Here is an 831-nt window from a genome sequence, read left to right on the forward strand (position 1 = left end):
GCCGGGTACGGCGACTGGACCTGCTCCCCCGAGACCGACACCCGGAAGCCCGCGCGCTCGAGCGCGCCGCGCGCGTCGGACTCGGACCGTCCGACGACGGACGGCACGGCGACGCGCTCGCCGAAGACCTCGCGGTCGCCGGCGTTGCTGAACCCGGGGTTCTCGGCGCCCGCGAGCACCTGCGTCATGAAGCGGCTCCACGTGGGCCCGGCGATGGACGAGCCGTACGGGCCGCGGTAGTAGGTGCGGCCGTTGATCGTCTGACGGTTCATCGAGCGCATCTCGCCCGGGAACCCGACCCAGACGGCGGTGGCGCGCAGCGGCGTGTAGCCGACGAACCAGTTGTACTCGTTGCTCGAGGTGGTGCCGGTCTTGCCCGCGGCGGGCCGCCCCAGCTTCTTCGCCTTGATGCCGGTGCCGTTCTCGACGACGTTGCGCAGGACCTTGGTGATGTTGTCCGCGATGGCGTCGTCCATGGCCCGGACCGACTTGGGGGGTTCGAAGCCGGGCAGTTCTTCACCGTCCTCCGTGACCTTGGTCACGGAGAAGGGCTCGTGGTGGGTACCGGAGGCGGCGAAGGTGGCGTACGAGTCGGCCATCCGGATGGCGCTGGGCGTCGAGGTGCCGAGGGCGAAGGAGGCGTTGTCATCGGGGTCCATCGACTCGTCGAGGATGCCGGTGGAGCGGGCGACCCCGCTGACCTTGTCGTGGCCGACGTCGAAGATCAGCTGGGCGAACGGGACGTTGATCGACTGCCGCATCGCCTCGTCGATGGTCACGTAGCCGAAGGCCTGCGGGCTCTCGTTCTTCTGCTTGAACGGCTCGCCGCCC

1 protein-coding gene is annotated in these 831 nt (G+C 69.7%); it reads right to left on the minus strand.

The genetic code is table 11. The annotated features are described in order from the left end of the window. A partial coding sequence (locus G3I71_RS44920; protein ID WP_275409415.1) for a penicillin-binding transpeptidase domain-containing protein occupies positions 1 to 831 on the minus strand: 831 nt, incomplete at both ends.

This window comes from Streptomyces sp. SID12501, assembly GCF_010550245.1.
Classification (GTDB): Bacteria; Actinomycetota; Actinomycetes; order Streptomycetales; family Streptomycetaceae; genus Streptomyces.